Here is a 25,946-nt window from a genome sequence, read left to right as displayed (position 1 = left end):
ATACATTTATCGCTCTTTTAAGCTATTCTGAATATTTGGGCAGAATTTTTAAATAAAAAAACACTAAAAAGATTCAGTATCTCAAATTTTATTTGTACTTTTGCAGAGTCATTTCAGCGTTCCATTTGTTTTCTAATGCAACACTAAGATGAATGGAGTGCTGATTTGAGAGAAATGCTGAGAAACCTAGATGTTGATCAGAACCTATTAATTAATATTACTAACTTTAAGTGTTGCTAACTTTAGGGATGAAAATTAAGAGTTTTTTGATGGCAGCCTTGGCGGCATTTTCTTTGTCGGCTAGCGCTCAGTCTTTGTCTCCAGGCACCAAGTGGCATTGGGACAAGGGTACAATCGTTGTGGAGACACCAGAACGTCCTGCAGGACAGCAGAATGTTTTGGGATTGACGGCTCCTAAGTTGAAGACAGTACGTGTTGGCTTTGTCGGTCTCGGTATGCGTGGTCCTTGGGCAGTAATGCGTTTCTGCCACATTCCGGGTGTAGAGATCGTTGCCTTGTGCGATTACGAGGAGGCTCGTGCAGAGAAATCACAGGAGTACTTGCGCAAGCAGGGCTTGAAGCCTGCTGACATCTATAGCGGCGAGAAGGGCTATGAGGCTTTGTGCAAGCGTTCTGACATCGACCTGGTTTATATCGCAGCCGATTGGAATCACCATTTCCCAGTTGCCAAGTTTGCGATGGAGAATGGCAAGCATACAGCCATCGAGGTTCCTAGTGCTATGAATCTGGATCAGTGCTGGAGCCTGATCAACTTGAGCGAGCAGACTCGCAAGCATTGCTTCATCTTGGAGAACTGCTGCTACGACTACTATGAGATGAATGCGCTGGCTATGGCTCAGGATGGCGTTTTCGGTGACATCATCCGTGCTGAGGGTGCTTATATCCACTGTCTCGAGGACTTCTGGGATGCTTACTGGAAGGATCCAGCTGACAATGACAAGGACAACCTCCACTGGCGTATGAAGTATAACATGGAGAACCGTGGTGATGTTTATCCTACTCACGGCTTGGGTCCTGTTGCTCAGTGCCTGAATATTCACCGTGGCGACCGTTTCACAACGCTCGTTGCCATGGATACAGAGTCTTTCGTGGGCAAGGACTGGGTGAAGAACAAGAGCGGCAAGGAGTGCAAGGAGTTCCGCAATGGTGACCATACTACTACCTTGATGCGTACAGCCAAGGGTAAGGTGGTGGAGATCCAGCACAACGTGATGACTCCTCAGCCATACAACCGCTTGTTCAAGCTCACTGGTACCAAGGGTTACGCTACCAAGTATCCTACAGAGGAGTTTGCACTCTCTGGCGAGGCGCTCAAGGGTACAGGTGCTCCTCAGATGGATAACCTCAATGCTCATGGTTTCATGAACAAGGAGCAGAAGGAAGCTTTGATCAAGAAGTATTATCACCCTATCTTGAAGAAGTATGGTGAACTGGGCCGTCAGATGGGTCACGGTGGTATGGACTTCATCATGGACTCTCGTCTGGTTTACTGCTTGCAGAATGGCTTGCCATTGGATATGGACGTTTATGATTTGGCTGAGTGGTGCTCTTTGGCTGAGTTGGGTGCGCTTTCTATGGACAACAACTGTGCTGCTGTTACCTTCCCAGATTTCACCCGTGGTTTCTGGAACAAGCAGGATGGCTACAAGCATCAGTATGCTTCTCCTGAGGCTGAGGCTGCTACAGAGGCTGTCGCTGCTGCTTATACCAAGTCACAGAAGGAGGCTACTGCTAAGTTCAAGTTGTGGAATCTTTATGATGCTGTAGCTGCTGCCAAGAAGGCTAACAATGCCAAGGCTTTGAAGTCGGCTACTGCTAAGTACAACAAGGCTGTAGCTGCTGCCAAGAAGGCAATGAATGCTAAGAAGTAAAATCAACTCCCCATAAAAAAAATCAATCCCGGTTCTGAGATTCTAACGATGAATCTCGGAGCCGGGATTATTTTTTTTGTTAAATTCTCGGAAAAACTTGGTTGTTTCGTGTATTTGATGTATATTTGCAAATCATAAGATAACTATTTCTTGCAAATAGAATATATAACTTAAGAGAAGATAGAAAATGAAACGGATTAAGGTTTTAGTTTTTAGCATGTTGGCTGCTATGATGCTTGCATCTTGCGGTACAACGCAGAAGGTGCCTCTTACGGGACGCACCCATCGCATCTCTGTTTCAGATGCACAGGTGTTGAGCTTGTCTAATCAGGAATATACCAAGTACATGGCTTCGGCGAAGAAATCTACCAATGCAGCGAAGACTGCGCAGGTGGTAAGAGTAGGAAAGCGACTGGCTGCTGCCGTGGAAACTTATCTCAAGGAGAACGGATACGCCAATGATCTGCAGAACTATTCCTGGGAATTCAACCTCGTTCAGGACAACAGTGTGAATGCCTTCTGCATGCCTGGCGGAAAGATTGTGGTATATGAAGGCTTGCTCCCAGTGGCTTCCAGCGATAATTCGCTTGCCATCGTACTGGGTCATGAGATCGCACACGCCGTGGCTAAGCACAGTGCCGAGCAGCTTTCCAAGGCTCAGAACCAGCAGGTAGGTACCAGCATCCTGAGCGGTGTGCTGAATCAGGCAGTAGGTAATGGAGTCGGAGATCTGGCGGGTGCCGTAGCCGGACAGTACTTCTCCTTCCGCAATCTGAAGTATTCGCGTGAAAACGAAACAGAAGCCGACTATATGGGCTTGATCTTTGCTGCGATGGCAGGCTACGATCCCCAGCAGGCGATACCTTTCTGGGAACGTATGGCTGAGGCTTCGGGCAATCAGGGCAAGAGTGATATTTTCAGCGATCACCCTTCCGATGCCAAGCGTATTGCTGCCTTGAAGGCGGCGATGCCTACTGCGCTGAAGTATTACAAGCCTCAGGGAAAGACTTCCGTTACTACCACAACCAAAACGGGCGTCAAGACCATCAAGGCTAGCTCGCTGATGAAGAAATCAACTAAAAAATAACGATATGATGGAATATATCTCTCAAAACCTCTGGCTGTTTTGGACTGTCATTATGTTCATCTGCCTCATCCTGGAGTTGTCTTCCGGCGACTTCTACGTGACTTGTTTTGCCATCGGTGCGCTCATCAGCATACCTGTGGCTGTGATGGATGCTCCGTTCTGGTTGCAGGTAGTGGTCTGGGCGGTATGTTCCGTACTCAGTATCCTGTTGATCCGTCCGCATCTGGTAAAGGCTATCCATAGGGGAGCCGATCATCGGAAGAGTAATTCCGATGCCCTTGCCGGACAGATAGGCGAGGTGAGTGAAACCATCGTTGCCGGTGGGTATGGAAGAGTGAAGCTCGATGGTGATGACTGGAAGGCTGAAGCTTCGGGCGCTGCTGGTGATATTGCCAAGGGCACCCGTGTAAGAGTGATGGGTCACCAGTCTATCATTCTCCAGGTAGAGAAGTATTAACTTTTAATTATAAACATCATGGAAATAGGACTTTATGTATTGATTGCTCTAGTGCTGCTTGCACTGGTAGTGGTAAAGAAAACCATCGTGATCATTCCTCAGAGTGAGACCAGAATCATCGAGCGGTTGGGTCGCTATTATGCTACCCTGAAGCCAGGTATCAACATTATCATTCCTTTCATCGACCAGGCCAAGACCATCGTGGCGATGCGTAGAGGAAGCTATACTTATACCAGCAGCATCGACCTTCGTGAACAGGTTTATGATTTCGACCGTCAGAATGTGATTACCAAGGATAATATTCAGATGCAGATCAATGCACTGCTTTATTTCCAGATTGTAGATCCTTTCAAGAGTGTTTATGAAATCAACAATCTGCCTAATGCGATAGAGAAGTTGACTCAGACTACCCTGCGTAACATCATCGGTGAGATGGAACTCGACCAGACACTTACCTCCCGTGACACCATCAACACCAAGCTCCGTGCGGTGCTCGACGATGCCACCAACAAGTGGGGAATCAAGGTAAACCGTGTAGAGTTGCAGGATATCACTCCTCCTGAGAGTGTGCTCCAGGCGATGGAGAAGCAGATGCAGGCAGAGCGTAACAAGCGAGCTACCATCCTTACTTCAGAAGGTGAGAAGGAGAAACAGCGTCTGCTCTCCGAAGGTGAAAAGGCGGCGATTGTCAACAAGGCTGAGGCTGCCAAGCAGCAGGCTATCCTGAGAGCTGAAGGTGAGGCTACCGCCCGCATCCGCAAGGCTGAGGCTGAGGCCATCGCCATCCAGAAGATTACCGAAGCCGTAGGACAGAGTACCAATCCTGCCAACTATCTGCTGGCACAGAAATACATTACCATGATGCAGGAAGTGGCTCAGGGTAAGGATAATAAGGTGGTTTATCTGCCATACGAGGCTACCAACCTCCTGGGATCCATCGGTGGCATCAAGGATTTGTTTAACAGTAAGTAAACTAAAAAAATATGAGTAAGAAAATTTGTATTGTTGCTGGAGCGAGACCTAACTTCATCAAGGTGGCTCCTGTGATGAGAGCGATAGAGAATGCCCGGAATGCGGGCGGGGAGATGGAGTGCAAGCTGGTCTATACCGGTCGCGAAGACGATGAGACCCTTGAAGATTCTCTTTTCTCTGACTTGGGTATCCGCAAGCCGGATGTTTATCTGGGCGTGGAATGTGAGAATATGAATGAGCTGACCGGTATGGTGATGGCTCAGTTTGAGCGCTATCTCCAGCAGAATCCTACGGATGTGGTGATTGTGGTGGATGATCTGGCTTCTACCATGGCTGTGGCTATCGTCACCAAGAAGCAGGGCGTTCAGTTGGCTCACATCGCAGCAGGTACCCGTAGCTTCGATATCACGATGCCGAAGGAAATCAATCGTCTGGTAATCGACGGACTCTCTGATATTCTCTTCACCGCAGGTATCTCCAACAACAGTATCGCCAACAAGGAGGGTGCCGAACTCTCTAAGGTCTATATGGTGGGTAATGTACTCATTGATAACATCCGATTCCTGCAGCAGCGCATGAAGCGCCCTCAGGTGATGGACGAGCAGCATCTGGAGGATGGCAAGTATATGGTGCTTACCTTGAACCGCAAGGCCATCGTCAACAATATCGATGAGATGAAGACCTTGATCTCAACGATCGACAGTGTGGCTCGCCAGGCAGGCATCAAGGTTCTGGCTCCTTTGCGTGGCAAGGCATTGGGATTCGTGCTTGCCTTCAAGGCTTACCAGGATGTGGCTGACCATCAGTCGGGTATCATGGTTGTGCAGCCTCAGGGTTATCTCGATTTCTCTTATCTCTCAGCCCACGCCATGGGTGTAATCACCGATTCGGGTAATGTGGCAGAAGAGGCTACCTTCAATGGTGTGCCATGCATCACCCTGAATAGCTATACCGAGCATCAGGAAACGGTAACCGTAGGAACCAACGAGCTCGTTGCTGAAAATCCGGAGAAGCTTCAGCAGGCTATGGAGAAGATTGTGAAGGGTGAATGGAAGAAGGGTGGTATTCCTGATAGATGGGATGGACGGTCTGCAGAACGCATCGTTCAGATTATCTGTGGATAATCACTACTCAATACAATAAATAATAAAGCCAGCGACCGAAAAATCGCTGGCTTTATTGTTTATCACTTAAGCGGTTCCGAAACCGGATAATCATACTGTTTGTAATAGGTAGGAGTCTTTGGGGTGTTATACCAGTTTCCTTCTACGCTTACTCCGATGGAGAAGTTCTTGTTGGTGTATCTTACCCCGGCACCTAATACATTGGCACCGGCAGCTCCCATACCATATCCTCCAGGCATCACGCCCATTCCCCAGATGCCGGGATACATACCATATCTGCCATATCCGTAAGGACCATATCCGGCATAACGGTTGTAGATGGAATTGTAGTTGTTGGCAACACTTACCTGTCCATATACGTATGCCTCCCAGTGCTCATCAAACTGATAGCCCAGAATGCCATACACACCACCATCCCGGAAATTGTCGCCTCCGTAATTGATGTTGTTGAGATAGGTACCCAAAGCCATCCACAGCTTGTTGTCCTTGGTGAGCGGCGTGAGATACGTGGCATTGATGGTCTGGGTAAAACCGCCCCAGTGTGGCGCATGCTTGCCGAAAGTGGCGAAGACGGAAAGATCTACCGAGAGGTTCAGTCCCTTATGGAGTCCCCAGCCATATCGGTTCCAGCCATATTTGCCCCAGTCATTTCCCCAATAGTCATAGCTGTTTCCCAATCCTCCAGAATTGACCAGATTGGAGATCGGATTGTTATAATAATCACTATCCTGAGGATTCTTCAGATAACTGCCCATCTTGTAGAGTTCGTCGTTGTTGGAATCGATATGCCGGATAGGGGTATAGGTGTTTTTTACGGGTTTGCCTCCATATACTACGGTTTTCCCGTCCTGATATACCGTATCGCCTGGCAACAGCCAGTCTTCCCTCGGACTATCCTGACTGTGCAGAGGTCCGAAGCTCACGTGCTGTGCCTGGGCTTTCATTCCTATCAGTGCGAAGCCCAGGAGAAGAAGATATAATCTTTTTGTTGTCATCATATCAAATCGTTTATGTAGCCTCATTTTCGAAGCTTTTTATGTTATTCACCAATTTTCGAGCATCATTTTGCCCGTTTCTGTCATTTTGCACGCAAAGATATAAAGAAAGTTTGAGAAAAGCATAACTTTTTAGAATAAAATCATTATCTTTGCAATCAATAACATAAAAAACAGATTTAAGTATTAAGAAAATGAAAAAGATAATAACGATATCTGCCCTCTTGCTGGCTGTTTTTGCTCCTCAGGCAATGGCGCAGGAACAGACTCAGCCAACTCAGCAGACTGCCCGTCCGGCATTCGACAATGAGTTGCTCCCTTGGGAGACCCCTCGTGATACCACCTGCCACGAGGTACTGCTGGAAACCACGATGGGCAATATCCGTGTGGCTCTTTATAACGATACTCCGCATCACCGCGACAACTTCCTCAAGCTCGTGAACAGCGGATATTACAACGGCTGTATCTTTCAGCGTGTCATCAAGAACTTCATGATCCAGGGCGGTGATTATTCCTGTCGCAAGGTAACTCCTGGAAAGGTGGAGAAGTTTGATGTCAACTATACGGTACCAGCCGAAATCATCTATCCTAAATATTACCACAAGCGCGGTCAGCTCTGTGCAGCCCGTGAGGGGGATGATGAGAATCCAACCAAGGCATCAGCCTCTACCGATTTCTATATCACCTGGGGCAGAAACTTCTCGCCCCGACAGATGGAATACTATGTAGAGAAGGAGAAGAGAGAGGGTGCGAAATCCTACGCTCTGCCATCCGAGCAGTTGCAGCAGGGTTACATCAAGCATGGTGGAGTGCCTCATCTGGACAATGGATATACCGTGTTCGGCGAGGTGCTGGAAGGTATGGATGTGGTAGATAAGATCCAGAATGTGGCTACCAACAAGGACAACAATGACCGCCCGCTGGAAGACATCGTCATCACCAGAGCCACCCAGGTGAAATAGACCAGCAAGGGGAAAATACCTGAAATGAAAACAATAACATTATAATACGGGAAAAATGAAATCTTTAAAGGAGTTATACCGAATTGGCAAGGGACCATCGAGCAGTCATACGATGGGACCTCAGCGCGCAGCTAAGCTCTTCCTGGAGCGTTGTGCTAATGCTTCGTCCTACGAAGTTACATTGTATGGTGCCCTGGCTGCTACCGGCAAGGGTCACATGACCGATGTGGCTATCGAGGAAGTGCTCAAGAAGCATATTGTTCATATCATCTGGAAGCCTCAGGTCTTCCTGCCTTTCCATCCTAACGGAATGAAGTTTGTGGGCAAGGACCTGAATGGCGACGTGATTGATGAGTGGATTGTTTATAGTATCGGTGGCGGTGCCATCTCGGATGGTTCTGATGGACAGTCGGAGTTGGGCGCTGAAGATGTCTATGACCTGAAGACGATGGCGGAAATCCAGAAATGGTGCTACGACAACGGCCGCTCTTTCTGGGAATACGTGGAGAAATGCGAGGATAAGGATATCTGGGATTATCTCCGTAAGGTCTGGGATACCATGAAGCAGTCTATCCACAATGGTCTCAGTCATGAGGGTGTCTTGCCTGGACCGCTGAAACTTCAGCGCAAGGCTGCTGTCTATCATATCAAGGCAAAGGGCTATCGTGCTTCCTTGCAGAGCCGCGGACTGATTTATTCCTATGCACTGGCGGTGAGTGAGGAGAATGCATCGGGCGGTACCATCGTTACGGCTCCTACCTGTGGTGCCTGTGGTGTACTTCCTGCCGTACTCTATCACATGCATACCGCTCATGAAATGAGCGAGGAGCGCATCCTCCGTGCTTTGGCTACTGCCGGACTGGTGGGTAACATCGTCAAGCACAATGCTTCTATCAGTGGTGCTGATGTGGGTTGCCAGGGTGAGGTAGGTGTAGCTTGTGCGATGGCTTCAGCTGCGGCATGCCAACTCTTCGGCGGTAGTCCTGCCCAGGTAGAGTATGCTGCCGAAATGGGATTGGAGCATCACCTGGGTATGACCTGCGACCCGGTTTGCGGATTGGTACAGATTCCTTGCATCGAGCGCAATGCCTTTGCGGCTGCCCGTGCTCTGGATGCTGATCTCTACGCTTCCTTCTCGGATGGTCATCACAGCGTATCATTCGATAGAGTAGTAGAGGTAATGCGACAGACCGGTCACGATCTCCCTTCGCTCTATAAGGAAACCAGCGAGGGCGGTTTGGCAAAAGGCTTTAAAGGAGAATAATGATTAATTAGATGATTTATAACAGATTAAAACAATTTAGTTTAAGTACTTTAGTAATAGCAGTCTGTCTTCTCCTGTCTTCCTGCGGCTCGGATTCTTCCGAAACCCGAAAGCAGTTGAAGGCGAAGGCTGATTTGCAGGGCGCCGTTATCGGCGTACAGTTAGGTACCACCAGCGACGGACTTGCCACAGAGTTGGAAAAGAAAGGAGATGGCACCAAGGTAGAACGATACAACAAGGGAGCCGATGCCATTCAGGCGCTCCTCCAGGGTAAGATCGACTGTATGGTGACCGATGAGGCACCAGCCAAGGCATTCCAGCGGGTGAATCCTTCTCTCCGCATTCTGCCGGAAACCTTCGATGCCTCCTCTTTCGCCATCTGTGTGGCAAAGGATCATGCCGAGTTGCAGCAGTCCATCAATCAAGCCATCCGTATCCTGAAGGCGAATGGCGTCATCGATTCCATCGTCAACCGCCATCTGGAACGGGGCATTGCCGTGGCTTATACGCCTAAGACTCCGGATGTGAAGAAGGTAGGACCGGAAGCGCTGCTGAAGCTCGGACTGAAGAAGAGTCTCCGCTTTGCCACCAATGCCACCTTCGAACCATTCGAGTACTACCAGGATGGTAAGATTGTGGGTATCGATGTAGATGTGGCGAATGCCATTGGCGATGTGATGGGCGTGGATGTCGAGATTCTTGATATGGAGTTTGATGCCATCATCACTTCCGTACAGGCAGGCAAGGCTGATGCCGGTATCGCCGGTATTACCATCACCCCCGAGCGGGAGAAGAACATCGGGTTCACCGATTCCTACGCCGATGTGCGACAGGTCATCATGGTAAATTCCGGAAATGCAGAAGTAGCTGGTGCACAGCATGGAATTCTGGATAAGTTCAAGTCTTGCTTCATCGATGACAACCGCTATGAGTATCTCCTGCAGGGATTGGGCAATACGCTCATCATCACCTTCTTCGCCATCATCCTTTCCGTGATTCTCGGTACGCTGATAGCCATTGTCCGTGCCCGTCACGAACGTCGGGGTGGTTGGCGCATTCCGAATATGCTCTGCCAGTTGTATCTCACCGTCATGCGTGGCACCCCTACCATGGTGCAGTTGCTCATCATCTATTATGTGGTCTTCGCCTCAGCCGATGTCAACAAGATCCTGGTAGCCGTCATAGCCTTCGGTTTGAACTCTGCGGCATATATTGCCGAGGTCATCCGTTCGGGTATTATGTCGGTAGATGAGGGACAGATGGAAGCGGGTAGAAGTCTCGGTCTTTCTTATGGCAAGACCATGCGACTCATCATCCTGCCACAAGCCTTCAAGAATGTGCTGCCGGCGATGGGTAATGAGCTCATCACCCTGCTCAAGGAGACTTCCATCAGCGGTTACATCGGTCTCGTGGATCTTACCAAGGGTTCCGATATCATCCGCAGCATCACCTACGAGGCAATGATGCCGTTGGGTGTAGTAGCCTGTCTGTATCTCATCATCGTCCTCGGACTGAATGCCGGAGTGAGAAAGTTGGAAAAGCGTTTGAGAAAGAGCGAAAGATAATAGAATGGATAAAATGAACGAGATAATCAAGATAGAAGGACTTCGCAAGCGCTTCGGCGACAACGAAGTCCTGAAAGGCATTACCACTTCCGTCAAGCAGGGCGAAGTGGTAGCCATTATCGGCCCGTCGGGCTGTGGCAAGAGTACCTTCCTGCGTTCCATCAATCTCTTGGAGGAACCTACGGAGGGAAAGATTCTGATCGATGGCATAGACCTTACCTCCTGGGATGTAGATATCAACAAGATGCGTCAGCGGGTGGGTATGGTGTTCCAGCAGTTTAATCTCTTCCCGAATATGACCATCCGCCGCAATATCATGCTGGCACCAGTAGAGTTGGGAAAGATGACCCGTGAAGAGGCGGATGAGAAGGCTACAGAGCTTCTCTCCCGCATCGGATTGCTGGACAAGGCAGACAGTTACCCGGATAGTCTTTCGGGCGGACAGAAGCAGCGTGTAGCCATCGTCCGTGCCCTGGCAATGAATCCGGAGGTTCTTCTTTTCGATGAACCTACCTCTGCGCTCGACCCGGAGATGGTAGGAGAAGTATTGCAGTTGATGAAGGATGTGGCTGCTGAAGGCATGACGATGGTAGTAGTAACCCACGAAATGGGATTTGCCCGAGAAGTTGCCAATCGTGTGCTCTTCTTCAGTGATGGCTATATCACGGAGGATGGTACCCCTGAAGAAGTCTTCAATCATCCGAAGTCTCCAAGACTCCAGGAGTTCCTGGGTAAAGTCCTGTAGGAGTTATCCTCTAGTTTCGCAAGTAAGCCCCACACGCCCTGAAAGGGCAGAAGCTCCTAGCCCAGGGCATCGCCCTGGGTAATGTTGGCAAAAAGTAAAGTCGCCCTGAAAGGGCAAAAGCTTTGAAATTGAAAGCTTTTGCCCTTTCAGGGCGACTTTTTTGTATCTGTTCTAAAGCCTAGGGCGATGCCCTGGGCTAGGAGCTTTTGGGCTTTCAGCCCGTTTCAACCGTACAGTTCGTTATTTTTTAGCCTCAATGATCTCTTCAGCACGCTTCAGCGCCTTGCTGATATGATCAGTGATGTTCTCCTTGCCGAGCATATTGTAGAAGCCCGCCTTCTCCAACTGGGCGTTTACCTTTTCGCAGACACCGGAGAGAACTACCTGAATATCCTCCTTCTGACTCATCTCACAGAGGTTGGTGAGGTTGTGGATACCGGTAGAATCCACGAATGGAACCTTACGCATGCGGATGACGCGAACCAATGGACGGTCACCGAAGGCTGCCATCACTTCCTCAAATTTATTACCTGCTCCGAAGAAGAAAGGACCGTTGATCTCATATACCTCTACGCCCTTAGGAATCGTATAGTGCTCCAGGTTGGTAGAGAGGAAATCATATTCCTTGTTCAAATCAATCTCATCCTCAGTAACTGCCGTAACATCAGTGGTCTCGCTCATTCGCTTCATGAAGAGAAGACAGGCGATAATCAATCCCACCTCGATGGCGATGGTCAGGTCGAAGATGATGGTGAGGAAGAAGGTAATCAGGAGCACGGTAACGTCGCTCTTAGGATTCTTCATCAATGCCAGGAAACTTCTCCAGCCGCTCATACCGTATGAAACCACAACCAGTACACCTGCCAGACAAGCCATAGGAATATACTTGGCGAGTGGCATCAGGAAGAGGAAGATGAGCAACAATACCACTGCGTGGATGATACCTGCGACAGGAGTCTTACCGCCGTTGTTGATATTGGTCATTGTGCGGGCGATGGCACCGGTAGCCGGAATACCGCCGAAGAGTGGGGAAGCGATGTTCGCCAGACCCTGGGCAATCAACTCTGTATTAGAATCGTGGTGGTCGCTGATGACACCGTCGGCAACGGTAGCAGAGAGCAGACTCTCGATGGCGCCGAGGATGGCGATGGTGATGGCAGGAGATACCAGACTCTTGATGGTCTCCCAGTTCATCTCAGGAACCTGGGCAGCAGGCAACTCGTTGCTGATAGAGAAACGGTCGCCGATGGTCTCGATGCTCTCTACGCCGGCAAACTGCTTGAGCAACAGCGCCACAACGGTCATCAGGATGATGGCGATGAGCGATCCCGGAATCTTCTTGCTGAACTTAGGAGTGATGGCGATGACCACCACGCTAACCACACCGATGAGGGCACACCAAGGGTCGATGGTGTCGAAACTCTGGAAATAGACACCCCATTTCTCCAGGAAGTCAGAAGGATTGGAAGCCAATGTCAAACCGAAGAGATCCTTGATCTGAGTGGTGAAGATGGTTACGGCGATACCGCTGGTGAAACCTACCACGATAGGATAAGGGATGTACTTGATGATGGTACCGAGTCGGAGCAGCCCGAAGAGCACCAGGAAGAGACCTGCCATCAGCGTTGCGATGGTCAATCCCTCGAATCCATACTTCTGGATGATGCCGTAGATGATGACGATGAATGCTCCTGTAGGTCCGCCGATCTGCACTTTGCTTCCGCCGAAGATGGAGATGATGAGACCCGCTACGATGGCTGTGATGATACCCTTCTCGGGTGTCACGCCAGAAGCGATACCGAATGCGATGGCCAGAGGCAGGGCTACGATACCAACGATGATACCTGCCATGAGGTCAGACATGAATGTTTTCTTGTTGTAACTCTTCAAGCAAGAAAACAAACTCGACTTAATTGCTATTGCCTTCATTTAAAAAGTTTTGTTATATGAATTAATGTGATTTTTGCTTCGTTATCCGAAAATCGAGTGCAAAGGTACAACTATTATTTCATATAACAAAATCTTTTTTAATGTTTTTTAATTACTGCAGCTGAGTCATGTGATAACCCAGTCTCTTCAGTTCCATGGCTGCGCCCATCAGATACATTTGATGTAAAGCTGCAATGAAACCACGGAAAGCAGCCTCTGTACCAGGCTCATATCCCTGATGGATGAGCAGGGTATAGGTGCGAGCGGCACACTCTGCTACGATGGTAGAAGTAGCCTTGTGCTCGTTCTCGTCGAGCAGCAGAACCTGGTCGAGAATATAGTCATCCATGTGGTCGAAATCAATGCGGTCTCTGAGGTATTCATAAAGATTATCTACCTTGCCATACAGTTCCCAGTCCTCGTCCCAGTATTTGGCGATGGCCATGCCTACAAACATAATCCATCCCAGAGCCACGGTAGGGTATTTGCTGAACTCGCGCATGGCATCAGGCAGATAGCTTTCGCCTATCTTAGCCCACTGTTCCTCGATGTCTGGAGCATCCGGAAGCTGGTCATCAACACGCTGTCTGCCAGTAAGGTACATACTCAGATCCTGTTTGAAGATCTCTTCTATTCTTTTGCTTTTATTTTCCATATTATTTAATGTTTATTTTGTCTCTAACTGTCATTGAAGGTACAAAGGTAAAACAAAAAACTCAGATAATACCCGTTTTTTACAAGTTTTAATGCTTTCTCCCTTCCGCATATCTCCCACAGATTTCACGGATTTACTCAGATTCATAGCTTTCAAGCCAAGACCTAAAAACAGAACCATAAAGTTTCAAAAATAAGCATAAAAAGTGGGATTTGTAGCATCTTCGACTAAAATCACCTTATAAAATGCTAAAATTTTGCCTATTTATGATAGATTATCGCAATAAATTATTATTTTTGTAGGGTAAAATGCAATAAAAATATGAAGTTAAATCGCATAAAGGCAGTTTTAGAGGAGAAAGTGGCAGAGCCACAGAAAGGAGAACAACAATGAACAAGGAACAGCAAGCTAGAGCCATGTTTGTATCGTTCTGCATAGAGCAATATGCCAAGGCAAAGAATATGGCTACTGAGGATGTGGTGAATTTGTTTGAACAATATGGCATAGCAGAGCATTTTTGTGAGTTCTACGATGTACTCCATACGCAAGGCGGTCAGTGGCTGGTTGAAGAAATTGACAAAATGATAAACGAAAGAAGAAAATGAGCAAAGTATATCATGGAAGTATCGAGGAAGTTAGAAACCCAGAGATACGTCAGCCAAACCGTTCTCTTGACTATGGCTCTGGCTTCTACACAACAACCTCTTACGAACAGGCTAAGAAATGGGTAGAGCGAAGGATGAAAGATAAAGGAGTATCTGTTGGTTACGTGAATGTCTATGAGTTGGATGACGAAGTAATAAATGACATGAAGTCACTTTTCTTCGAGAAACCAACAGAGGAATGGGTGAATTTCGTAATGAAAAACCGTACCGAGAGGGAGTTCACCCACGACTACGACATCGTGTATGGTCCTGTGGCAAACGATAGCGTTTATACTCAGTTCACACTCTATGAAGGCGGCATCATCAGTATGCCTACTCTCATTCAAGAATTAAAGACATATAAATTGGTTGACCAGTATCTTTTCCATACGGAGAAGTCGCTGCAAGCCATTAAATTTGTGGAATCAAAAATTATAAAGTTATGAATGCAAAAATAACGCAAGACAACTTGTATATGTTGCTGCCATTAAAGATTGGATGGCTTGCCCCTTGGCTCTCAGAAGACAAGGGCATAAGCCTTACGGATGCAATCAACCGTATATATCGCTCAAAACTCTATAAGAAGCTATCCACCGAAAGTACCCAATACTGGCACTTGGGACCAGTTGACTTATACAATGAGCTGAAGAAAGAATTTTAAACAGAAGAAGTTATGCCAACAGACATATCAGAGAAAGAACTCGAAACAATACTCGTCAGCTATCTTCGTGACCATCATGGTTATGAGGAAGGCACGTCCAGCGACTACAACAAGGAGTTTGGACTGCTTTGCCTTATCTGATATGTTGTAGTCTGAATAGCTCTTTCTGTTTTTCTATCTCTTCCTTAAGCTGTTGCTCTGTAGGGAGATAGGTGAGATATTTAGAAGCGAATAATTGCTTGCTGTCGTGCAGGATGGAAAATCTTGCAATGTCCTGGCTGGTTTCCGAACAGAGCAGTATGCCGATGGTCGGGTTGTCGCCTTCCGTGCGTTTCAGCTCATCATACATTCTTACATACATATCCATTTGTCCAACGTCCTGATGGGTGATCTTGGTCGTCTTCAGGTCGATCAGTACGAAGCATTTCATCAGGTAATTGTAGAATACCAGGTCTATGTAGTAGTCCTGGGTATCGGTGATGATGTGCTGCTGGCGCTCTACAAAGGCATAGCCTTTGCCCATATCCATCAGAAACTTCTGAAGATGGGTGATGATGGCACTCTCCAGTTCGCTTTCCGAGAAACTCATGTCTCGGGATAAGCCAAGGAACTCTGTCACCATTGGCGACTTGATGAACATGGCTGGTGAGTCTGCGTATCCTTTTGTAAGGGTTTTCATCTCGTTCTCTACCTCTTCTTTGTGCTCATTGCTGGTTTGCAGAAGACGATAATAGTATTGTGAGGCAACATTGCGGTCGAGGGTTCTTGTGCTCCACATTTGCTCTGACGATTCCTTTAAATACCATAGGCGAGCTCCTGCATCTGTAACTCTTAGAATACTCTTCAGATGGGTCCAAGTAAGATTTTGCACGCGCGCGTGCAAAATCTCCCAATCAGGGAAATATTGGTATAATTGCTTGAAATAGGCAAGGTTACGAACACCATAGCCGGAGCCGAACTCAGTTGTCAACTGCTGAGATATAGACTTGATGAGCTGTATTCCATAATCTGCACGCTGCTTGCCAAGTTGCTCTTCTTCAACAATACGTTTGCCAATTTCCCAGTTTGAGCGTATCAAGGCTTCGTTGATAGATTGATACGCCTTGCTTCTTGCCTTTGTGATGATGGTTCTGATATCATCTATGAAATGAGCATCAATATTAGCTATCTTGTCATTCATATTCCTGTATATTTTATGCTTTTTCGTGCAAATTTAATAAAAATGTAGAAGATGGGCAAATCTTGATGGCAGAAAATCGCATAAATGGCTGCATTTTCTTGATTTATACGAAAAAGCCCCAACCTTATGTGCGGGGACATAAGATTGGGGGAGGAAAGAGAGAAGAGTACGGAAAATTATATGTGGAAATGAATGCTGGAAAGCCACTTCTTGACATCGAAACATGGACACTCCTTGTGGACACCAGGGAGATCTCTATGACCCATGATCTCGGCTTCAGGATAGTCGGTACAGAGACTCTTCAGAAGCTCTCTCATCGCAGCCTTCTGGGCCGGTGTGCGGGTGTCGGCAGGACGGGCTTCGGCATCCAGACCACCCTCGTAACAGATGCCGATGCTGTGGGCGTTGTAATGACGGGCATGTGCTCCAGGCTCCGACTCCGGACGGCACGGATAAATCACTCCGTCCTTCGTGATGTAATAGTGATAACCGATGTCACGGAAACCACGGGCTAAATGACACGCCTCCAATTCGCCTACCGTGAAGTCCTGGGTGACTCGGGTGGCACTGCAGTGGATAACGATTAAATTGATCTTTCTGTTCTTGATCATAGGCAACTCTTGTTAATGATTACTGAATAACGATTTCTGAATAACGATTTCTGAATACTGATGCGGGATTCATTACAATCCCTTGCAGCTCTGCACGCAGACGGCAGAAGCGATGGCGGTAAGTACCGTGATGATAAGATTGATGATCTTCTTGATGGTTTCTTTTCTCATGGTCTGATGATTTACTAAAAATTGATTTACTAAAAATTGATTTACTAAAAATTGACTTTACTAATACTTGATTTACTAATACTTGATTTACTAATACTTGATTTACTAATACTTGATTTACTAAAACTTGATTCAACTAAAAAGTTCATAACCAGGGAGATATCCTAAGAAGGAACCCCTATAACCCAGGCACCCGTGCAGAGCTTGCTTTTGATGATTGTTGCAGATGATTCCTGCCTCTTGATGCTCTCGGAATGCCCCTGACGCCATACGGCTCCCTTCTTTCAGATTTTACGATTCTCGGCTAAAAATTTACGTTGTCGCCGCCTTCTTCTGTAGAACCGCTATCCGTGGTTCCGCCGCCACCCTGTTGGGTGTTATCGGTGTTGCCACCGCCACCAGTCTGGCTGCCTCCACCACCTGTGGTCTGGCTGCCACCACCTGATGGGTTGTCCTTGCCGGCATCATCCGGATTACCTGGATTCACTGGATTCTCCGTTGCAGGAGCTGCCAGATTGATGAGCTTGATAGAGGTGTCAAGGTTCTCGGTCTTGAGCTCGCCAGTGGCTCTGGCTCTCAACTTCAGTCCCAAAATGTACTTCCCTACGTTGTAGTTCTCCTTGGTAGGTGCACCGCCCTTCACCTTCAGTCCGAGGGAGAAAATGGCGATGTCGGCAAATTTTACATTTTTACCCAAGAGGAGCAACTCCTTGGTGCAGGCAGCTGCATCGGTAAGCATGCCGAGGATGGCACCCTTGCTGTAAGGGGTGTTGTGGCTAGCCATGTGAGCGGCGAGCTCTTCGAGTCCGATGGTCTCATCGGATACTACTCGTGGAAACCATTTGCCGTAAGCTTCGGCAATCTTCTGGTTCGTGTTCTGGTATAAGACAATTCTGATCATAACGTTTAAATGGTTAAATTATTAAAGTTAATCGGCGCTGCGCATTGCCCGTGGTTCTTTCTGAATCACAATGCAAAGATACAACATTCAGAATCCGCCATTCACGTTTTCTCACGTTTACTCACGTTTTCTCACTGATTTTCACGTCTTTTTCTGAAGATAAGCCCGGAAGAATGATTTTCTTCCTATGGCTCGCCCAGATAGTCTAAGATATGGGCTACCTGTATCGGACTGAATTCCTTCGACCATTTGGTGTAGCCGCTCTTCACCAGAGCATCGTGGAGAGGCTTGCAGCGGTTGATCCATCTTCTGAGATGGGCACTTGCCACTTCGGGAGTGGCATCAGGGAAATACTCAAGAGCTAACTCTTGCTTGGAATAACATTTCTGTTCCATATTGATTGAAATTTAAAAGAGACTTGTTTAGGATGCCTAAGTGACTTACTTACGAGCCGTAAGTGACTTGCTTAGGATGCCTGAGTGACTTACTTAGGATGCTGGAGATTTTTTGCTCCGGTATGACACTTATGACACTTATGACAGGCTTTTCTTGAAATCTCTCTCACGTAGGCGGGCGGGAGGCCTTTCTGGAAAATTTTTCCTGCCCGCCCGCGTGAGGAAAGTTTTAGAAAACAAGTGTCATAAGTGTCATAGTGTCATAAACTGCATCAGAACGGAAGGTTGCTGCTGGCATCGATTCCCAGGGAAATCTGATAGTTTCTGATCTCTTCAGCCGTACGGATGATGGCGATGAAACCACGGCATCTTGTATTGCGAAACCTCTTGAATCCCAGGTCGCTGAATGCCTTGCCAATCTTCTGGCTGCTCAGCTTCTGAGTGATGTTGCAGCCGATGATCTGCATCGCCCGGGCTACGGACACAAACTCCCCTGTCTCTCCCTCCGAAGGCTTCCGGAAGTAGAGATCCACCAGTTCCTGTTCGAGGCGTGGCGTCTCGAATTTGCTGTTGTGCCGGTTCTGCCGCTCTATCTCTTCATCCGTAAACCAGTAGCGGTAGCCGCTCTTGTAGAGGGCGTAAGCCTGGGCATAGATGCCGGGATGATTGAAGGGATGCTGGCGAGGGGAGACGATGCTCTCTACCTCGAAAGGCAGCCAGCGGCGGGTACCCGTAGGATCGTTCAGAAACTCAGGATTGTTGCCCGTGCCGCAGAAACTGTTGATGTGCTTGCGCTGCTCGGCATAGTGGGCATAGGCAGCTCGCTCGTTGATATACTGCATCGTCACCGCAGCCTTCAGCTGGTTCATCTCCGAGGCTGACATCGTATCCAGCTCCTCGCAGCAGATGAGGGCGTACTGCGAGAGGGCGATGAGATCATCCTTCGTCATTCGCTTGGCATTGGTCTTCGTGTAGAAGTACTGCTTCAGCTCCAGCGGAAGGAGATGATTGAACCAGGTGGTCTTGTTGGCACCCTGTTTTCCGATATAGACCAGGATGACATTGTTGACCGCCTCTTCGTCCAGCCAACCGGCAATCATTGCCACGAGCCACTTTTTCAGGCATTCCTCGAAGCTCAGCACGGAGCTGTCGGTATCCTTCACTTTCACGGTGGCTGCGAGTTCGGCGATGTAGTCCTTGTCGCCCTCCTTCCAGGGCGGGAGATGGGCGAAATAATCCTCGAAGGGATTGAATACGGGCGTATAATCGCTCTCGATGACATTGCGCATATCCAACTTATTTACCTTCACCGTGAGCGACATCTTGGTCCAGAGCGAGTTGACGTGTCGGTCGAGGAGTATCTGCCATTTTGGCGATTTGTCGGAAGTGGCGGAAGCGGCGGAAGGTGATGCGCCTTCTGGGATTTCCTGGAACTCGTATCGCTGGGTGATGAGATTGTATCGGAGACGGATATGACCATCGAGAAAAATTCTGATTTCCTCGACCGATGCGAAGCGGTTGTCACTTCCGCCATTTCCACCGCCTCCACCACCTCCTCCTGATGCCTTTCTGCTGGCACCGGGGGTGTTGTCGTAGCAGGACTTGATGACCTGCTCCACGCCGTCGTATTCGGGAAATTTCTGGAGTGCCCATTCCAGAACGTTGGCATGGGCATAGCGCTTCCTGGCGAGCATATAGCCCACTCTCATCACATAGTTATTGTGTTTGTTTGGCTGATAAATAATCTTGTCGTTGTCTAGTTTCGGCTTGATGATTTGCTCGTAGTAGGTGTTGATGTGTTCCAGTTTCTTCTGTTTCTGATTCTTCTTAGTTGTCTCGGTATGGAATAGGGAGATTTCTTCGGCTGAGAAAGAGATAGCATCGGAATTGTAGTATGCATCGGGATCGTAGGCGAGACCACTGAGTCGATTGACGTTCTTGCATTGAAAGTCAGCTTTTTTGCCAATGAGCTGCTGATAGTAGTCATTGCCCTTGGCGAAGGCGGCGGGGTAGTCATCTCCGAGAAAGGGATAGATGACTCGGATACCGTTGCCGCTCATCGTGATGTAGCAGAGTAGGGTGTGCGGATCGGCGCAGAGCTTCTGCTTCAGGGCGTTGAGAGCCGTGATATCGGGAGGCACTTCGGGGAAGAGCTCATCGAAATCTACGAGAGATAGGTGGGTGAGTGCCCGGATGTTGTCCTGACCCTTGCCTCCTTCGAGGTGGCAGGCTGGGGCAAAGAGGGGTGCATCTGCCTTAAAGGTCTTCTTGCCGGTTTGGCGGTAGGACTGGGTGAGGAACTTGAGTCTCTCATCGGTTTTCATAAATGAAACCAGGCTTTCGAGATCTCCCTGTATGGGAGTCTTGCTGGTCATGTTTGCGAATTGTGATACTAGTTGCTTCATTTTTATCATTTACTATTGTTGGTAAAGCGGATTGTTCCGTTTACATGATTGAGTGAGAAAGGAGTTGGGGATAGTCAGTATCTCGCTGGTTTCATATCGCAAAGTTACAAAAAAAGGTTGAAAGGTCAATTCCCATAGTGGGAATTTTCAACTATATTTTTTAATTTCTTAAATTAATTTAACAATGTACAAAAGTAAAATTGACATTGACATGCATTTATTTGGCAAAACATTGCGCCAGATCATGCATGACAATGAGATTAACTGCGCAGAGTTCTCAGCCGACATTCAGCTGGGTCCAAAGTACCTTACGGGAGTCAGACAAGGTAAGGAAGTGTATAACCACGCTATTTACGTGAGAATCGTGGATGGCTTGAAAGGCTATTTTTCAGAAGATGTTTATCCGGATATTAGAGAGAAACTTATCCGAGCATCGTTTGGGGATGAGGTATAAAACAAAAGAACGCAAGCCCGCTAGGCGTTCCGCCGGATTTGAAATCCGGCGTCAAAAAATGTCCTAACCTATTTAGGCTCTGCGGATTTGCAATCCGCAGCAAAGAAGTATGCTTTTCCTTTTGTTGGGGGATTGCAAATCCCCCCGGTTTTAATAGGTCGAACCTTTTTCTACGGCGGATTACAAATCCGCCGGGACGCCTAGCGGTAGGTCTCCAAATCTGCGTAATCTGCGAATTGAAAATCGGCGGCCGAAGGGAAAGCCAAATCTGCGTGACTTAAAAAAATACTTAATCTGCGTGGGTCAAAACAAAAGGCTGGTAGGAATTTTTCCTGCCAGCCTTTTCTCGTGCTTTTTTCTTGTGTGTCTTTAAACTTTATTTTCTGTAGAACTTGCCTTTCTGCCGGGTGATGAAGATGCCGTGGTGGGCAGAGGATTTATCTACTTTTTGACCTTGCAGGTTGTAGATTGGTTCCTCTTTCTCTTCTTCATCATTCTTCGGGAGGAGAACTGGGGTGGCTCCCTTGGCAAAGACGAAGGTGATGCCACGCTTGCCTAATGCCAGGCTCTCCTGGTTGCTGTCACTCACCATCTCCTTCGGCAGCCAAGCACGGTTGCCGGCTAGGGTAGAACCCGTGTACTTGTAGAAACCTAATCCCCACGTTGCCTTGTAGGAGAGCACATAGCCATTGTTGTTGTTCTTATCAATGGCTTCCTTGCTCGGATTTCCCTTCAGAATCGTTACCTTGTCACATTCTCGCGAGGTAGGATGGAAATCGTGAGTGCCAACAGGACCGTAAACCACATAACCCTTGTTGGCATTTATCACCGTTACCGGAGTCAGCGTCATGATGAAGTCGGTAATCTTCGATTCTGCATCCGTCTGGTTATGCGCCGTGGCAGCGTATGCCTTTACCTCTTCCGGAACCTTGGCGTTGAATGGCAGACAGATGGTGGTCCAGCCATAATCTTTATCACCCTCCTTATAACCTTCCACTTTCTTGATATCAAGCGGGTATGGATCGGCTACCACATATTCTATCTCCTTGGTAGCTCCTCCCAGTCCGCCACGCTGGTTGGCAGCACGTACGCAGTAGGAACCGGCACCAAGGTTGGTGAGATTCACCTGATTGCTGATGGTATTCTCTAGATAGATCCATTTGCCTGTTTCATCCTTCTTGAAGAGGAAGTAGCAGAGGGCTTCGTCCTGAAGGTTCCATTTCAGGAGATTGTCTTCCAGCTCGATGTCATCCTTCCATACAATCTGTTTTTCTGCAGCCTCTCCGCCAGCAACCTTGCCACTCTGTGCATTGATCTGGGCACAGAGTTTGTCGGGTTCAAAACCATCAGAACCACCCAGGGCATTTCGCTTGGTATAGGTTGCTGCCTGAACATCGCTGAGTACGCATTCCTCAGAACCGGCTCCTGGGGTACATGCCGTGAGCGATCGGGTACTCAGAGAAATCAGATTACCATCAGCATTCTTGCTCTTGTATTCATGGAAGCGGATGATTCTGCCAGTATTCATCTTGCCCCAACCGGTGAGTTTCGGGAGGGTTTCCATGGTGGTGTTGAGGAAGGTGCAGGCAGGATAGTTGTTCCAAGGACGGGCGAGGGTCCAGTTGTAATCCCGATGGTACTCCGGATTCTCCGTTTCCGTCTTGATGGTACAGTTGTTGAACACATATCCCCATTCCTGAATCTCACCCTGTTCTGGTGCTGCGATGTTGTTGCTTGCACGGTCGCGGTGGATGAGGTTGCATTTCTCGAACCAGATATTTCCGTCACCGCAGATGAAATCCACGACTCCTGCTATATCACAGTTATCGAAATAGGCTCTGCTGTCGTCACTGGCATTGTTGGAGAAGTAGGTGTCCTGATAGCTGATGAGGGATACATTCTTCATGATGGTTCTGTTGCCCTGGTCGTGGAAGGCGGCAGCTCGGCTGGCGCTACCTGAAGCAGCATAGTCGAAGCGGTTTTCCAGCTTCAGATCCTGGGCATAGAAGTCGGTAGCAGGCTTATCCAGATGGAGGGTAGCTGTTGTTCTGAGACCTTCTTCTGTAGGTTTGTTCCAGATGGTGACTCCACTCTGGCTTTGTCCGATGAGCGAGATATTGCTTTTCAGAAGATCCGTCTTTTCGTTAGCATTCTTGCTTCCTATATGGTATTCTCCATCAGGAACGAAGATGTAGAATCGGTCGTTGTCGGTCTTTGCGTTGGCTGCAGCAATGGCTGCATCGATATTTCCATCTGTTACCACATAGTCAAAGGTCCTGTGCTGGTATTCACTCGCCTTCGACTGGATATGGAGGGTAAGGGAGAGATCCTTTGGATAGGGTGTGTCGTAGATATCGCTCAGCGATTTGGCTGGAATCTGATAGGTATAGGTTGCTCCCGGAGTAAGATCCCAGTATTTGAATACCAGCTGGGTTCCCGTTTTCGAATGATATTCGCCCTTATCGCTTGTGATGGTTGCCTCCTTCATCGTATGATTGAAGTTCAGCTGGATCGAACCGCTTTCTGGAGCATTCCATACCTCACTTTTTTCATCCTTGTATTCCTGATTTCCTATCTTGTATCCGGTGAACTCAAGCCCTACTGTAGGCTTTTGATACTTAAGCTTGACAGGGTAGGTGGCTACGGCGATACCTCCTGTGGTAGTTACAGTGATGATGGCTTCCGGATCGGTCAGGGTTGGTTTCTTGGTTACTGATACCGTACCATTTGCCGTTGCCTCTCCTGTAAGCTCAGGAACTTTTTCCATGTTATTATCCCATACATCTACGTCTTTGAAGGTAACGCATTTGTCCTGATTCATCTGCGTTCCAATCTCTTCTGCCGTCAGCGTTACACCTTTACAGGTCAGCGACTGGAGGGTCGTTTTTTTTGTAGCATCCTGTGTCTGATAGGTAATGATGAAGTCGATGGCATATACACTTTTTATTTTATCTGTAAAGATAGCCGTATGCGATGCACCTTGTGCGCTGGTTACCTCAATGTATTTTTCTCCTACGTTTACCGTATAACCATCATCCCCCTGATTTTTATCTGCGATGGTTACGGAGGTTGGAGTTGCGGTTGCCGTGAGCTTTACCTTGCAGTTTGGCGTAGCCGGAAAACTGATGACAGATCCCTTGTTAATCTGTATTCTAGAATCTTTGCTGAGGTTATTGAATTTACCTTTCATACCAATCAGGTCAAGCTTCAAGTCTATCTTTTTCCCGTTGCTTTCAACCTGAGTAACCAGGATGCCATCTGCTTTCTGGTATTCAATATTTGGAGCACCATCCTTGAGGGCAAAATGCCAGGTGGCTTGGGTCTCCTTATCGATATCGAAGATATTGAAATCGTTTGCTCTGAATACCGGATTCAGCGCAATGTCCTTGGCTTCTGCCTGATAGGTTGTACCAATCTGATATTGCATTGGAGTTCCTGTTGCTTCTCCGGTATCCGAACCCGCTCTCTTCTCCCAATGATCCAGCGTATGTCCCTCGTAGTAGAGGGTGCGGTTCTCTGGTATGGTAAAGTCATCTCCTTCCTCTACCCATGCTGCCTGAGGGGCTGAACCCATGGCATTTGGTCCGCCGTTATAGGTAATGTAATAGGTAGGTTTCTCCTTGAAGCAGATTTCGATATCGCTGTGGGTGTTGATTTCAAATTCCACGATGTAGCGGGTTCGCTTGCCCTGCTTCTTTTCATCCTCTGTTGGCTCCACTTTAGTCAGTTTGTAGTCTTTGTAGGTTGCGGCATTTTCCTTGTGATCTATAATCCTGTCGAATTCGTAGCCGAACAGTCTTTCAAACTCGATTTTCACCTGATCACCCTGTCGGATGAGATAACTGCCATCTTCCTGCTGACTTGCATCATATTGAGAATTGGCAGTAACATTGGTAATCTTGCCATGTTCTGGGTTATCTACCTTTACCTTGAGATTCATCTTGTTGGCAGCCAGAGTAGCCAATTCTATCCACTGGTAGTAGGAGTAGTCATCACCGATAACGATCGGGATGCGGAGTTCCGGATTCTGGGTGGTATAGGCATAAACATACCGGTGGTTATCTCCCGCCTTCTGGCGTTCTGCCTGGGTACGAGCTTCATCGAGCGTAGGCACCACACCGTCTATCGTGGTGGAAGTGATAGGAGAGTAGGTCATCATCGAGATTCGGGTTCCTGCTCCGGCTGCAACCCAGAAGGTAGTACCCGGTCCGATGGCTGCCCATTCTTCCTGGTCTGTATTCCTGATATATCCCTTCTTGCCGGTATCGCACCACATTGCCACATCTCGCATGTATTCATACCGTTTACCTTCCTTCAGGGTCGTGATAAATACCTTGGAAGTCCAGAACGGTTTCTCATTGCTGCCGATGTTGACAGTCTGAGCACAAACCTTTCGCTGCTCCTTGGTATCAGGATCAACATAATCATGTATCTTTCTTCCGAAATCATATCGGATGGTCGGATTCGTAACGCGATTGAATTGGGTGGTAAGATTCGGTTTGAAATGAGGAATCAAGGTGAGGTCCGTGTTGACAGGATAGGTCTTACCTAATTCATACTTGTTACCCTCTTGATCTTCCCAATGCGTAAGCGTATAGCCTTTCTCGGTTGCATTACCGGTATCATCTATGTTCTTGAAGATGGTATAATTGGTAGGAACGGTGAAGGAGGTAGCATTGCTGATCGTGGAGATCGGCATGCTTTCCGCATTGCGATAGGCTTCCGTTTTGCCATTCACATGGGCAGAGGAGTAATCGAAGGTTACGGTTCCTGTCTGTGCCCACGCACTCCCCATCCATCCCATCATCAGGAGAAGGATGATGGAATGGAGGAAGTTGCCGGTTGATATCTTATTCTTTCTATTCATATTCTTTGTT

Annotated in this window: 24 protein-coding genes; 14 read left to right on the top strand and 10 right to left on the bottom strand. The window is 47.9% G+C overall.

Annotated elements, in window-relative coordinates:
* Positions 1-248 precede the first annotated feature (248 nt).
* The 5 genes from DXD25_RS03065 to DXD25_RS03045 all read left to right on the top strand — a co-directional run bounded on the left by DXD25_RS03065 (position 249) and on the right by DXD25_RS03045 (position 5,532).
* Entirely contained in the window at positions 249-1,892 is a 1,644-nt protein-coding gene (locus tag DXD25_RS03065; protein ID WP_117661744.1) for a Gfo/Idh/MocA family protein, read from the top strand.
* A gap of 187 nt (positions 1,893-2,079) precedes the next feature.
* Entirely contained in the window at positions 2,080-2,979 is a 900-nt protein-coding gene (locus DXD25_RS03060) for a M48 family metallopeptidase (RefSeq protein ID WP_117661743.1), read from the top strand.
* 4 nt (positions 2,980-2,983) lie between these two features.
* Positions 2,984-3,436, top strand: coding sequence for an NfeD family protein (locus tag DXD25_RS03055; RefSeq protein ID WP_117661742.1), 453 nt, complete (start codon positions 2,984-2,986; stop codon positions 3,434-3,436).
* 18 nt (positions 3,437-3,454) lie between these two features.
* Positions 3,455-4,408: an SPFH domain-containing protein gene (locus tag DXD25_RS03050; protein ID WP_089542514.1), complete on the top strand. Its 954-nt coding sequence runs from the start codon at positions 3,455-3,457 to the stop codon at positions 4,406-4,408.
* An 11-nt stretch (positions 4,409-4,419) separates the two neighbouring features.
* Positions 4,420-5,532 (top strand): UDP-N-acetyl glucosamine 2-epimerase, encoded by a 1,113-nt coding sequence (locus DXD25_RS03045; RefSeq protein ID WP_117661741.1) that lies wholly within the window; start codon positions 4,420-4,422, stop codon positions 5,530-5,532.
* A 62-nt stretch (positions 5,533-5,594) separates the two neighbouring features.
* On the opposite strand, the gene DXD25_RS03040 is transcribed toward DXD25_RS03045, so the two are convergent.
* Positions 5,595-6,530, bottom strand: a complete 936-nt coding sequence (locus DXD25_RS03040; protein ID WP_187360420.1) for a hypothetical protein — start codon at positions 6,528-6,530, stop codon at positions 5,595-5,597.
* A 191-nt stretch (positions 6,531-6,721) separates the two neighbouring features.
* Here DXD25_RS03040 and DXD25_RS03035 point away from each other — a divergent pair, with 191 nt between their 5' ends.
* The 4 genes from DXD25_RS03035 to DXD25_RS03020 are packed head-to-tail and all read left to right on the top strand — an operon-like array spanning position 6,722 to position 11,063.
* The gene (locus tag DXD25_RS03035; RefSeq protein ID WP_117661740.1) at positions 6,722-7,489 is read left to right on the top strand and encodes a peptidylprolyl isomerase; all 768 of its coding nucleotides are present in this window, start codon (positions 6,722-6,724) and stop codon (positions 7,487-7,489) included.
* A gap of 55 nt (positions 7,490-7,544) precedes the next feature.
* Positions 7,545-8,753: an L-serine ammonia-lyase gene (locus DXD25_RS03030; protein ID WP_089542517.1), complete on the top strand. Its 1,209-nt coding sequence runs from the start codon at positions 7,545-7,547 to the stop codon at positions 8,751-8,753.
* 11 nt (positions 8,754-8,764) lie between these two features.
* Positions 8,765-10,318 (top strand): ABC transporter substrate-binding protein/permease, encoded by a 1,554-nt coding sequence (locus DXD25_RS03025; protein ID WP_117661739.1) that lies wholly within the window; start codon positions 8,765-8,767, stop codon positions 10,316-10,318.
* Between the two features lie 4 nt (positions 10,319-10,322).
* Positions 10,323-11,063 carry an amino acid ABC transporter ATP-binding protein gene (locus DXD25_RS03020; protein WP_089542519.1) on the top strand — a complete coding sequence of 247 codons (741 nt, stop codon included), beginning with the start codon at positions 10,323-10,325 and terminating at the stop codon, positions 11,061-11,063.
* 240 nt (positions 11,064-11,303) lie between these two features.
* Here DXD25_RS03020 and DXD25_RS03015 read toward each other — a convergent pair whose 3' ends face one another.
* Together DXD25_RS03015 and DXD25_RS03010 are read right to left on the bottom strand one after the other, a co-directional pair.
* Positions 11,304-12,992, bottom strand: coding sequence for a SulP family inorganic anion transporter (locus DXD25_RS03015; RefSeq protein ID WP_117661738.1), 1,689 nt, complete (start codon positions 12,990-12,992; stop codon positions 11,304-11,306).
* Between the two features lie 112 nt (positions 12,993-13,104).
* Positions 13,105-13,647 carry a hypothetical protein gene (locus DXD25_RS03010; RefSeq protein WP_117661737.1) on the bottom strand — a complete coding sequence of 181 codons (543 nt, stop codon included), beginning with the start codon at positions 13,645-13,647 and terminating at the stop codon, positions 13,105-13,107.
* Between the two features lie 389 nt (positions 13,648-14,036).
* On the opposite strand from DXD25_RS03010, the gene DXD25_RS03005 reads away from it, so the two are divergent.
* From DXD25_RS03005 to DXD25_RS17410, 4 genes are read left to right on the top strand one after another with little or no spacing between them, the layout of a single operon-like run.
* Entirely contained in the window at positions 14,037-14,252 is a 216-nt protein-coding gene (locus DXD25_RS03005; RefSeq protein ID WP_117661736.1) for a DUF3791 domain-containing protein, read from the top strand.
* The gene (locus tag DXD25_RS03000; RefSeq protein WP_117661735.1) at positions 14,249-14,737 is read left to right on the top strand and encodes a DUF3990 domain-containing protein; all 489 of its coding nucleotides are present in this window, start codon (positions 14,249-14,251) and stop codon (positions 14,735-14,737) included. Before DXD25_RS03005 ends, DXD25_RS03000 begins: the two co-directional genes overlap by 4 nt.
* Positions 14,734-14,952 (top strand): hypothetical protein, encoded by a 219-nt coding sequence (locus tag DXD25_RS02995; protein ID WP_005939411.1) that lies wholly within the window; start codon positions 14,734-14,736, stop codon positions 14,950-14,952. Before DXD25_RS03000 ends, DXD25_RS02995 begins: the two co-directional genes overlap by 4 nt.
* A gap of 12 nt (positions 14,953-14,964) precedes the next feature.
* Positions 14,965-15,093, top strand: a complete 129-nt coding sequence (locus DXD25_RS17410) for a hypothetical protein (RefSeq protein ID WP_255415677.1) — start codon at positions 14,965-14,967, stop codon at positions 15,091-15,093.
* Here DXD25_RS17410 and DXD25_RS02990 read toward each other — a convergent pair.
* From DXD25_RS02990 to DXD25_RS02970, 6 genes are all read right to left on the bottom strand, one after another.
* Positions 15,086-16,132, bottom strand: a complete 1,047-nt coding sequence (locus DXD25_RS02990; protein WP_117661734.1) for a YhcG family protein — start codon at positions 16,130-16,132, stop codon at positions 15,086-15,088. The genes DXD25_RS17410 and DXD25_RS02990 overlap by 8 nt on opposite strands.
* A gap of 176 nt (positions 16,133-16,308) precedes the next feature.
* The gene (locus DXD25_RS02985) at positions 16,309-16,743 is read right to left on the bottom strand and encodes an N-acetylmuramoyl-L-alanine amidase (RefSeq protein WP_117661733.1); all 435 of its coding nucleotides are present in this window, start codon (positions 16,741-16,743) and stop codon (positions 16,309-16,311) included.
* A 72-nt stretch (positions 16,744-16,815) separates the two neighbouring features.
* Positions 16,816-16,914: a smalltalk protein gene (locus DXD25_RS16580; protein WP_153089909.1), complete on the bottom strand. Its 99-nt coding sequence runs from the start codon at positions 16,912-16,914 to the stop codon at positions 16,816-16,818.
* A gap of 304 nt (positions 16,915-17,218) precedes the next feature.
* Complete coding sequence (locus DXD25_RS02980; protein ID WP_117661732.1) at positions 17,219-17,815, bottom strand: DNA-binding protein; 597 nt, start codon at positions 17,813-17,815, stop codon at positions 17,219-17,221.
* Positions 17,816-18,000: 185 nt separating this feature from the next.
* Positions 18,001-18,210 carry a DUF4248 domain-containing protein gene (locus DXD25_RS02975; protein WP_117661731.1) on the bottom strand — a complete coding sequence of 70 codons (210 nt, stop codon included), beginning with the start codon at positions 18,208-18,210 and terminating at the stop codon, positions 18,001-18,003.
* A gap of 272 nt (positions 18,211-18,482) precedes the next feature.
* Positions 18,483-20,615: a VapE domain-containing protein gene (locus tag DXD25_RS02970; protein WP_158556277.1), complete on the bottom strand. Its 2,133-nt coding sequence runs from the start codon at positions 20,613-20,615 to the stop codon at positions 18,483-18,485.
* Positions 20,616-20,799: 184 nt separating this feature from the next.
* Between DXD25_RS02970 and DXD25_RS02965 the strand changes: the two genes are divergently transcribed.
* Positions 20,800-21,069 carry a hypothetical protein gene (locus tag DXD25_RS02965; protein WP_117661729.1) on the top strand — a complete coding sequence of 90 codons (270 nt, stop codon included), beginning with the start codon at positions 20,800-20,802 and terminating at the stop codon, positions 21,067-21,069.
* Positions 21,070-21,445: 376 nt separating this feature from the next.
* On the opposite strand, the gene DXD25_RS02960 is transcribed toward DXD25_RS02965, so the two are convergent.
* Complete coding sequence (locus tag DXD25_RS02960) at positions 21,446-25,936, bottom strand: pectinesterase family protein (RefSeq protein ID WP_117661728.1); 4,491 nt, start codon at positions 25,934-25,936, stop codon at positions 21,446-21,448.
* Positions 25,937-25,946 lie beyond the last annotated feature (10 nt).

The sequence above is a fragment of the Prevotella sp. TF12-30 genome (assembly GCF_003436715.1).
Lineage (GTDB): Bacteria > Bacteroidota > Bacteroidia > Bacteroidales > Bacteroidaceae > Prevotella > Prevotella copri_A.
The sequence above is the reverse complement of the archived record's forward strand: the minus strand, read 5'-3'. Positions and strand labels throughout refer to the sequence as shown.

Coding starts and splice junctions, on each gene's coding strand:
- DXD25_RS03065 (WP_117661744.1), top strand. CDS start 249: ATGAAAATTAAGAGTTTTTTGATGGCAGCCTTGGCGGCATTTTCTTTG.
- DXD25_RS03060 (WP_117661743.1), top strand. CDS start 2,080: ATGAAACGGATTAAGGTTTTAGTTTTTAGCATGTTGGCTGCTATGATG.
- DXD25_RS03055 (WP_117661742.1), top strand. CDS start 2,984: ATGATGGAATATATCTCTCAAAACCTCTGGCTGTTTTGGACTGTCATT.
- DXD25_RS03050 (WP_089542514.1), top strand. CDS start 3,455: ATGGAAATAGGACTTTATGTATTGATTGCTCTAGTGCTGCTTGCACTG.
- DXD25_RS03045 (WP_117661741.1), top strand. CDS start 4,420: ATGAGTAAGAAAATTTGTATTGTTGCTGGAGCGAGACCTAACTTCATC.
- DXD25_RS03040 (WP_187360420.1), bottom strand. CDS start 6,530: ATGATGACAACAAAAAGATTATATCTTCTTCTCCTGGGCTTCGCACTG.
- DXD25_RS03035 (WP_117661740.1), top strand. CDS start 6,722: ATGAAAAAGATAATAACGATATCTGCCCTCTTGCTGGCTGTTTTTGCT.
- DXD25_RS03030 (WP_089542517.1), top strand. CDS start 7,545: ATGAAATCTTTAAAGGAGTTATACCGAATTGGCAAGGGACCATCGAGC.
- DXD25_RS03025 (WP_117661739.1), top strand. CDS start 8,765: ATGATTTATAACAGATTAAAACAATTTAGTTTAAGTACTTTAGTAATA.
- DXD25_RS03020 (WP_089542519.1), top strand. CDS start 10,323: ATGGATAAAATGAACGAGATAATCAAGATAGAAGGACTTCGCAAGCGC.
- DXD25_RS03015 (WP_117661738.1), bottom strand. CDS start 12,992: ATGAAGGCAATAGCAATTAAGTCGAGTTTGTTTTCTTGCTTGAAGAGT.
- DXD25_RS03010 (WP_117661737.1), bottom strand. CDS start 13,647: ATGGAAAATAAAAGCAAAAGAATAGAAGAGATCTTCAAACAGGATCTG.
- DXD25_RS03005 (WP_117661736.1), top strand. CDS start 14,037: ATGAACAAGGAACAGCAAGCTAGAGCCATGTTTGTATCGTTCTGCATA.
- DXD25_RS03000 (WP_117661735.1), top strand. CDS start 14,249: ATGAGCAAAGTATATCATGGAAGTATCGAGGAAGTTAGAAACCCAGAG.
- DXD25_RS02995 (WP_005939411.1), top strand. CDS start 14,734: ATGAATGCAAAAATAACGCAAGACAACTTGTATATGTTGCTGCCATTA.
- DXD25_RS17410 (WP_255415677.1), top strand. CDS start 14,965: ATGCCAACAGACATATCAGAGAAAGAACTCGAAACAATACTCGTCAGC.
- DXD25_RS02990 (WP_117661734.1), bottom strand. CDS start 16,132: ATGAATGACAAGATAGCTAATATTGATGCTCATTTCATAGATGATATC.
- DXD25_RS02985 (WP_117661733.1), bottom strand. CDS start 16,743: ATGATCAAGAACAGAAAGATCAATTTAATCGTTATCCACTGCAGTGCC.
- DXD25_RS16580 (WP_153089909.1), bottom strand. CDS start 16,914: ATGAGAAAAGAAACCATCAAGAAGATCATCAATCTTATCATCACGGTA.
- DXD25_RS02980 (WP_117661732.1), bottom strand. CDS start 17,815: ATGATCAGAATTGTCTTATACCAGAACACGAACCAGAAGATTGCCGAA.
- DXD25_RS02975 (WP_117661731.1), bottom strand. CDS start 18,210: ATGGAACAGAAATGTTATTCCAAGCAAGAGTTAGCTCTTGAGTATTTC.
- DXD25_RS02970 (WP_158556277.1), bottom strand. CDS start 20,615: ATGAAGCAACTAGTATCACAATTCGCAAACATGACCAGCAAGACTCCC.
- DXD25_RS02965 (WP_117661729.1), top strand. CDS start 20,800: ATGTACAAAAGTAAAATTGACATTGACATGCATTTATTTGGCAAAACA.
- DXD25_RS02960 (WP_117661728.1), bottom strand. CDS start 25,936: ATGAATAGAAAGAATAAGATATCAACCGGCAACTTCCTCCATTCCATC.